Genomic DNA, 6,440 nt, shown 5'->3' on the forward strand with positions numbered 1-6,440 from the left:
GCCCTCGCTTGGGCTCGTCATCTTCACGGTGCTGGCCACCGTCGCCATCCTGCCGCTGGTCGGCCTGTTCTTCTTCCGCCTCTACGACAACCAGCTGATCCGCCAGACCCAGGCCGAGCTGATCGCACAGAGCCGCGTGCTGGCGACGATCTATGCGCAGGAGGCCGCGGCACGGCTCGACGGCGGCCTGACGCTCGGCCCGGAGGTGCCGCCGGGCGTGTTGCCCGACCCAGGCGACCCCGTCACGCCGATCCGTCCCGCGCTCGACCTTACCGCGAACGACCTGTTGCGGCGGCGGCCCGATGCGCTCCCTGCGCCGCAAGCCGCGCAGGCAGCCTATGTCGAGATCGGCGCCCGGCTGACGCCGATCATCCGCGAGACCCAGAAGGTGACGCTCGCCGGCTTTCGCATCCTCGATTGGCAGGGCGTGGTGATCGCCGGGCGGCACGAGGTCGGGCAATCGCTCGCCCATATCGAGGAAGTAGCCACAGCGCTCGGGGGGCAGTACCGCGCCACCTTGCGCAACCGTGTGCCAGACAAGCCGCCGCCGCCGATCTATTCCTTCAGCCGTGGCCTCGGCGTTCACGTGTTCTCGGCGATGCCCGTGATCGTCAACAACCGCGTCGCCGGGGTGATCTACACCACGCGGACGCCGAGCAATATTTTTGACCACCTCTACCAGGAGCGCGGCAAGTTCGTGCTGGCCGGGCTCGCCGTGATCCTCGGCACGATCGCGATCGGCCTCGTGTTCGCGCGGACCATCACGCTGCCGATGCGCGAGCTGGTCGAGCGCGCAAGCAGAATCGGCCGCGGCGACCGCGAGGCATTCCGGCCGCTGAAGCACTACGGCACGCGCGAGTTCGCCCAGCTCTCGCACAGCTTCCTCGGCATGGCCGAGCAGCTGGCGCGGCGCTCCGACTACATCGCGACCTTCTCGGCCCATCTCACCCACGAACTGAAATCGCCGCTGACCTCGATCAAGGGCGCGGCCGAGCTGTTGCAGGATTCGGTTCAGGGCAAGGCCGACGGCCTGACGCCGGCCGAGCAGAACACGTTCATCGCCAACATCCTGTCGGACACAAGGCGGCTGGAGGCGATGGCACAGCGGCTGCGGGAACTCGCCCGCGCCGAGAGCTTGCCGCAGAACGAGCGCACCGAGCTGGCGCCGGTGATCGCCGATCTCAGGACCAGGTTTCCGGCAAGCGCGATCGAGGCCAGCGGCAGTCTCGACCGGGCGATCGGCATGTCCGGCGAGAAGGCGCTGATCGTGCTGTCACACATCACCGACAATGCGATGCGGCACAAGGCGCGGACGATCCGGCTTGAGGCGGTGGACGAGCGGACGACCCTGCGGCTGACCGTGAGCAATGACGGCGAGGCGATCTCGGCGCCGAACCGCGACAGGATCTTCGATGCGTTCTTCACCACCCGCCGCGACCAGGGCGGCACCGGGATGGGTCTCGCGATCGCGCGCGCGGTGATGGCAAGCCATGGCGGCTCGATCAGCCTCAAGCCGACCGGCGACGGCGCGGCCTTCGAACTCCAGTTCCCTGTGGCCTGAGGCGCGACGCGCCGATCACGCCTCAGATCGCGAACACCCAGGCGGCGACGATGGTGCCGATGGTGACAAGACCAGCGATGGTCCAGCCGGCGGCGTATTCCAGCTCCGGATGACCGGTCGCGCGCATGATCTCGACCGGATCGGCGGTATGCTTCTCTGCCATGACAGCCTCGCACGTTTCTTCCCGCGTCATAGATAAGTCGCAGCAGCCGCCACTAGGTTCCATCACGGAAATGCGAGGAATGACGCAGCTCGGATTATTTTCCGACCCGCAAGCAGGTCCTGTCGGCCTTCGCTATGCGGACGATTTCATCGAGCGCGCCGCCGAGCAGGAGCTGATCGGCCGCATCGCAGCATTGCCGCTGCAGCGCTTCCAGTTCGGCGCTTTCGAGGGCAATCGCCGCGTGGCCTCGTTCGGCTACCGCTACGACTACACCCTGCAGCGCTTGGCCGAAGCCGAGCCCATCCCGGACTGGGTACGGCCGGTCGCGCAACAGGTCGAGGCGTGGGCGGGGCTGTTGGAGGGCAGCGTGCGGCAAGTGCTGTGCACCGAATATGAGGCCGGCGTCGGCATCGGCTGGCACCGCGACAAGCCGCATTTCGACAAGGTGCTCGGCCTGTCACTGGGCTCGCCCTGCAACTTCCGCTTTCGCCGCCGCAAGGGCGAGACGTGGGAGCGCCACACGCTCGAGGCCCTGCCGCGCTCGCTCTACATGATGGACGGCGAGGCGCGGTCGGGCTGGGAGCACAGCATTCCGCCGGTCGAGGCGCGCCGCTACTCGATCACGTTCCGGACGATGAAGCGGGCCTGACCGGTCGCTCAAAACAAAACTGCGAAAACAACCCCATGCACAGTAGAAAGCCGTTTCTGGCTCGCGGCCGGGCGGCGCGGGACAACGGCTTGACGGTTAAAGACAAAATGGCCGCTCCCCGCAATTCGACCGAGCTTGCGTCCTGAGGCGACGGCATGCGAGGAGGTTGCCTGTTGCCGCGCCGGCGGCGTTCCGGCCGAGGCGCCGCGAATTCGCCTCAAGGCGGCTGACTAATGAGGCAAATTGAAAAGACAGACCAGATCAGCGAGCCCATATGAGCCCGGCAGCGCCGACAGCACCATGAAGCACTATCTGACAGTTTTCCTGTTCCTGACCATGACCGCGGCCTCCGCCCACGCGCCGGTGCCGGGCCGGCTCTCGCCGCCGTCCGATCTCGTGCAGGTGGGCCTCACCGATTCCGACACCATCGCCGGCGGCACCGCGCGGCTGTGCGAGCAGGTGAGCTTCTCGCGCGGCCTGCGCTATGGCGAGAGCGAGGCCAATGTGCTCGACGTCGCGACCAGCGCGACCAAGGCGGATACGCCGCGGCCGGTGCTGCTGTTCGTGACCGGCGACACCTTCACCGGGGACCGCGCCGCGCCGGAGCTGTCGCGCCAGATCCAGGACCAGGCCATGTGCTTTGCCGCGCGCAACGGCATGATCGGCGTGCGTGTCAATTATCGCCTGGCGCCCGCGGCGACCTGGCCGGCCGGCGCGTCCGACGTGGCGGCGGCGCTGTCCTGGGTCCATGGCAATATCGACCTGTTCAACGGCGATCGCCGCGAGATCGTGGCTGTCGGCTACGGCGCCGGCGCCTTCCATCTCGCGACGATGCTGGCGCATCCCGAGTTGCAGACCGCCGGCGCCGACGTCGCCGGGGTCGTGCTGGTGTCCGGGATCTACCGGGCGGGCAAGGACGCCAGCGACAGCGAGAAGGCCTATCTCGGCACCGACGCCGCCCAGTACGACAAGCGCTCGGTCTTCCCCGGCATCCTCAATGTCGACGTGCCGATCGTGCTGGCCTGGGCCGCGGACGATTCCGCCGGCCTCGTGGCGCAGGGCGAGACCCTGAAGAAGACGCTGTGCGGAGCCGGCCATTGCCCACGCAGTACGCTGCTGCGCAGCCGCGAAGGGATTGCGAGCGCCTTCGGTCTGGATGGCTCCGGCGACAGCCTCGCCGAACCGACGCTGCTGCTGGTGCGTCAGCTGGAGGCGCGGGGGCTGCCGTAGAGAAAGCTACTCGATAAAAGCCTACTCACGCCGGCTTCAGCGAGGCCAGCGCGCTTTCCAGCAGCGAGCGCACGCGCGCAGCATCGCCTGATTTCACCACGGCGGGATCGAGATAGAGCTCGAGGCCCGGCGCGCGCTCGGTGATGATGCCGCTGCTCTCGGCCGCTCCGTCGGACAACGCATCGACCGAATAGGGGATCACCTCGCGGCTGATGCCCTTCATGGTGATCGCCGGCAATGCATGGGCGCGGACGATGTCGCTGACCAGCGCGAAGGTCTCGTAGCTCAACACGATGCCGCCGGGCTCGGCGATGGATTGCAGGCGCGCGGCGAGGTTCGCCTCGGCGCCGATGATGGTGTAGTCCATGCGGTCGGAGCTGCCGAAATTGCCGACATTGCAATAGCCGGAATTGATGCCCATGCGCGAGCGGAACGGCTGCTCGATGCCGGACGCTCGCCATTTCGCGTTGAGCTCGGCAAGGCGCTGCTGCATGCGCCACGCCATCTGGAGGCACGCCTGCGCATCGGCACGGTCGCCCCTGGTCTCGGGATCGCCGAAGAAGATCAGCATGGCGTCGCCGATGAACTTGTCGACGGTGCCGCCATATTCATGGGCGATCGCCGACATCTCCGTGAAATATTCGTTGAGCAGCTGCGTCAGCTGCTCGGGCTGGAGCCGCTCCGCGGTCGCGGTGAAGTTCTGGATGTCGGAGAAGAAGATGGTGAGCTTCTTGCGCTCGGTGTGGATGGTGACGTCCTTCTGGCCCGAGAAGATGCCCTTGTAGACCTGCGGCGGGATGTAGCGCGAGATCTTCATCGACAGCGACGCCAAGAAGTCGTTGGCGGATTCGAGCTCCTTGTTCATGCCCTTGATGCGAAGCGCCTGGCGGCGCTGCAGCGACATGAACGCGAGCCCGCTGCCGGCGGCGATCAGGAAATAGGCCAGCAGGAACTTGAACGAGAAGATGTTGGCGGCGATCGGCTGGGCGATGATCACCTCCTGGATGCCTCTGACGTCGCCGACCTTCCAGTCCTTCTTCGGGCTCTCGGGATGGCTGTTGTGGCAGCTGACACAGGCCGGGCCCATGGTGACAGGGGCAACGAGACGGACCTTGTCGTTGAACAGCGAGGTCTCGGTATCCACGATCTTCTGCTCGGGATCTTTCCGCAGCGCCTCCAGCGCATCCTTCTCGAACTTATCGAGCTGGTGCGGGGCGCGGTTCTGGAACGGGAAGTCCGAGACGAAACGATAGGTGATGTTCTCCTGCTGCGCGCCGATCACCCGGCCGAGCTCCAGCGACAATGTCGCCGGGATCGGAATCGCGCCGGGGATGGATTCGTAATTGTGTACGACCTTGGTGCTGCCGTCGGGGTTGGCGAGCACGCGCCCGACCACGTTGGAGGCGTAATAGCTGCGCACGCTCGTGATCACGGAGTTGAGATCGATCGCCTGCCGGCGCAGCGCCGTCTTGCTCAGCTCGGTCAGGTCCAGCCACACCGCGAGCGGCAGGGCAAGCAGGAGGAAGACGATCACAACGCCTGTGAAGATGCCGCTCTTGCGCTGTTCTTCGGAGATCGCTTGTTTCACCCTGTGGCTCCGTTGTGTGCGATTTTGTCGCAAATCTTTTGGATCCGCGGCAAACACTGCGGCGGCACAGAGCCAAGATTTGCCGGCCGGCGCAACCCCATTTTATGGTGGGTCGGGCCTGGCGCCTTTTCGTTTGATCACGGATGCTTAAGATCGGCGCCGACATGCAACCGCCCCGCCGGGAGAAAACCATGACCGAGACCATCCGCATCAAGCGCTTCCGGGCGCGGCCCGTGATCGTGCCGATGAACCTGCCGCTCCAGACCGCGACCGGGGCGGTCGCCAAGGCGCCGCTGGTGCTGATCGACTGCGAGACCGATCAGGGCGCAGTGGGCCATTCCTACCTGTTCTCGCTCACGCCCTCGGCCTTGAAGCCGCTGGCGGCGATGGTCACGGAAATGTCGGATCTCGTCGCCGGCGACGAGCTACTGCCGTTCGAGATCGAACGCAAGCTGAGCCAGCGCTTCACGCTGCTGGGCCTCGCCGGACTGCAGCGGCTGGCGCAATCCGGCATCGACATGGCGGCATGGGATGCGCTGGCCCGCGCGCGCGGCCTGCCGCTCGCGCGCCTGCTCGGCGGCGCGCCGAAGCCGGTCCAGTCCTACAATTCGAAGGGCCTCGGCATCATGCCGGCCGGCGCCGCGGTGGACGAAGCCCACAAGCTGCTGGCCGAGGGGTTTCGGGCGGCCAAGATCCGCGTCGGCCGTCCCGATGCGCGGGACGATCTCGCCGTCGTGCGCGCGGTGCGCAAGGCCGTCGGCGACGACATCACGCTGATGTGCGACTACAATCAGGCGCTGACGGTGACCGAGGCCATCCGCCGCGGCGAGATGCTCGACGACGAGGGCCTCACCTGGATCGAGGAGCCGATCCGCCACGACGATTATGCCGGCTGCGCCCGCATTGCCGATGCGCTGCGCACGCCGGTGCAGATCGGCGAGAATTTCGACAGCGCCTTCTCGATGCAGGCCGCGCTCTCGGCGGAGGCTTGCGACTACGTGATGCCTGATGTCCAGCGCATCGGCGGCGTCACCGGCTGGCTGCGGGCCGCAGCGCTGGCGCATGCCGCCGGCATCGAGATGTCGACGCACCTGTTCTCGGAGGTGAGCGCGCATCTGCTCTGCGTGACGCCGACCGCGCACTGGCTGGAATATGTCGACTGGGCCGATGCGGTGCTCGCGACGCGGCTCAAGATCAAGGATGGCTTTGCGCTGCCGGGCGAGGAGCCCGGCAACGGGATCGAATGGGA

6 protein-coding genes are annotated in these 6,440 nt (G+C 66.6%); 4 read left to right on the plus strand and 2 right to left on the minus strand.

Annotation, left to right across the window (positions count from 1 at the left end; translation table 11 throughout):
* Positions 1-1,561: ATP-binding protein (locus tag JHD07_RS29390; protein ID WP_291628517.1), on the plus strand; the 1,561-nt coding region annotated here is incomplete at its 5' end.
* Between the two features lie 22 nt (positions 1,562-1,583).
* On the opposite strand, the gene JHD07_RS29395 is transcribed toward JHD07_RS29390, so the two are convergent.
* Positions 1,584-1,724 (minus strand): hypothetical protein, encoded by a 141-nt coding sequence (locus JHD07_RS29395; RefSeq protein ID WP_165935896.1) that lies wholly within the window; start codon positions 1,722-1,724, stop codon positions 1,584-1,586.
* A gap of 79 nt (positions 1,725-1,803) precedes the next feature.
* Between JHD07_RS29395 and JHD07_RS29400 the strand changes: the two genes are divergently transcribed.
* Complete coding sequence (locus JHD07_RS29400; RefSeq protein ID WP_291628523.1) at positions 1,804-2,373, plus strand: alpha-ketoglutarate-dependent dioxygenase AlkB; 570 nt, start codon at positions 1,804-1,806, stop codon at positions 2,371-2,373.
* A 300-nt stretch (positions 2,374-2,673) separates the two neighbouring features.
* On the plus strand, positions 2,674-3,603 hold the full coding sequence (locus tag JHD07_RS29405; protein WP_291628525.1) for an alpha/beta hydrolase: 930 nt from the start codon (positions 2,674-2,676) through the stop codon (positions 3,601-3,603).
* Positions 3,604-3,628: 25 nt separating this feature from the next.
* Here the strand turns inward: JHD07_RS29405 and JHD07_RS29410 are convergent, their stop codons facing one another.
* Positions 3,629-5,191 (minus strand): adenylate/guanylate cyclase domain-containing protein, encoded by a 1,563-nt coding sequence (locus JHD07_RS29410; RefSeq protein WP_291628527.1) that lies wholly within the window; start codon positions 5,189-5,191, stop codon positions 3,629-3,631.
* A 191-nt stretch (positions 5,192-5,382) separates the two neighbouring features.
* Here JHD07_RS29410 and JHD07_RS29415 point away from each other — a divergent pair.
* On the plus strand, positions 5,383-6,440 hold a 1,058-nt coding region (locus JHD07_RS29415; protein WP_291628529.1), incomplete at its 3' end, for an enolase C-terminal domain-like protein.

This window comes from Bradyrhizobium sp. (assembly GCF_016462955.1).
Classification (GTDB): domain Bacteria; phylum Pseudomonadota; class Alphaproteobacteria; order Rhizobiales; family Xanthobacteraceae; genus Bradyrhizobium.

Excerpts from the sequence above, each read along its gene's own strand:
- JHD07_RS29395 (WP_165935896.1), bottom strand. The coding sequence starts at position 1,724 with ATGGCAGAGAAGCATACCGCCGATCCGGTCGAGATCATGCGCGCGACC.
- JHD07_RS29400 (WP_291628523.1), top strand. The coding sequence starts at position 1,804 with ATGACGCAGCTCGGATTATTTTCCGACCCGCAAGCAGGTCCTGTCGGC.
- JHD07_RS29405 (WP_291628525.1), top strand. The coding sequence starts at position 2,674 with ATGAAGCACTATCTGACAGTTTTCCTGTTCCTGACCATGACCGCGGCC.